This window comes from Nitrosomonas sp. Nm166 (assembly GCF_900112825.1).
GTDB lineage: Bacteria > Pseudomonadota > Gammaproteobacteria > Burkholderiales > Nitrosomonadaceae > Nitrosomonas.
In genome coordinates this window covers 1-1237 of the sequence record NZ_FONE01000118.1, presented here as the reverse complement: position 1 = coordinate 1237, position 1237 = coordinate 1, and the positions used below count along the sequence as shown (strand labels likewise).

Annotated in this window: 1 protein-coding gene, 1 tRNA gene and 1 pseudogene; 1 reads left to right on the top strand and 2 read right to left on the bottom strand. The window is 41.0% G+C overall.

The genetic code is table 11. The features are described from left to right. Nucleotides 1-13: 13 nt before the first annotated feature. Nucleotides 14-316, bottom strand: coding sequence for a hypothetical protein (locus BM021_RS15025; RefSeq protein WP_090721774.1), 303 nt, complete (start codon nucleotides 314-316; stop codon nucleotides 14-16). Nucleotides 317-499: 183 nt separating this feature from the next. Here BM021_RS15025 and BM021_RS16705 point away from each other — a divergent pair. Further along, a pseudogene (locus BM021_RS16705) lies at nucleotides 500-703 on the top strand (transposase); the annotation flags it as partial. A gap of 130 nt (nucleotides 704-833) precedes the next feature. Here the strand turns inward: BM021_RS16705 and BM021_RS15015 are convergent. Next, nucleotides 834-910: transfer RNA gene (locus tag BM021_RS15015), tRNA-Met, on the bottom strand. Nucleotides 911-1237 lie beyond the last annotated feature (327 nt).

The following is a 1237-nucleotide window of genomic DNA, read 5'->3' as shown; positions in this document are numbered from 1 at the left end:
GCGCCCAAAGCGGCTAATCAGAAAACAGCTCAAGGGCACCAGCGTTACCTTGCAACAGCTCAACAAAGCGATTGTAACTCACCAACCCTGGAAAATAAGGTCGCTCATGCCTCAATACCTGATTCAGGTAATAGTACTTAAACGTCCGGTAGCCCGACAGATGAAATCCCACCACGATCGTCATGATTTCACCAAGACACAGCTCCCCTCGCCGCCAACGCAGCTTCAGCGAGGATTCCAGCAAGTGCTGCTCCCCACATGACTCAAATCCTTTACAAAAGTCGTCAATTGCACAAAAAATCGCTATAGTATCCATCGGAATCTGACTCCTCCAGTGATGAAGCTCTTTCTCATAATCGTTTCATCATAAGGAATTCGGATTCCTGTTACAGCTTTTCTTATGTCGAACTCACGTTATTTACATTATTTGTGACAATGTGCGTTATTATCGATCCCAACTGATCAGTGACTATCTCACCGACTCAAAAATAAACTCGTATTTTTGCCGCCATATGCACCCAATCTGAACTTGATTGAACGTTATTGGAAGTTTTTCAAGAAAAAAATTCTGTATGGTCGCTACTATGAAACTTTTTCACTTTTCAAAAGCACTTGCGAAGCTTTTTTCACAACATCGGATCATTACAAGGCAGAATTACGCACACTATTAACTGATAATTTCCAAATCATTGGTAGCGCCTGAGTGCCGAAATTTCATGTGCGATGAGTATATCTCTTGGGAAAACAAGACAGGTTCAACAACTAATTGTGACATAGCCTATTTTATAACAAAAAAGCACTTAGGATTTAATTCTCTAAGTGCTTGTTTTATTTGGTTGCGGGGGTAGGATTTGAACCTACGACCTTCGGGTTATGAGCCCGACGAGCTGCCAGACTGCTCCACCCCGCGTCAGAACGTAAGTAAAATTATAACACAAAACTACAAGTCAATCAAAGCTTCTCGTTTCTTCGAAATTCAATGCTGGAATAAATGATGACTCATAAGATGATGATTACAATTTATTTGCTAAAAAACGGACATTTCCATTGGCTATGTCACTCTTGAGTATTGGTATAAGCTATTACCGATACAGATCAGTTATTCCAATTCTATTTCATAATTGAATTTATGATCCAGAGCCATGCAACGATGGATTGGACACATTCACGATCCTTTTCCATGTCATACAGTGCCGCTTCCAGGTGATTTTCAAGTGCGTCCAGGCTGTCGAATACA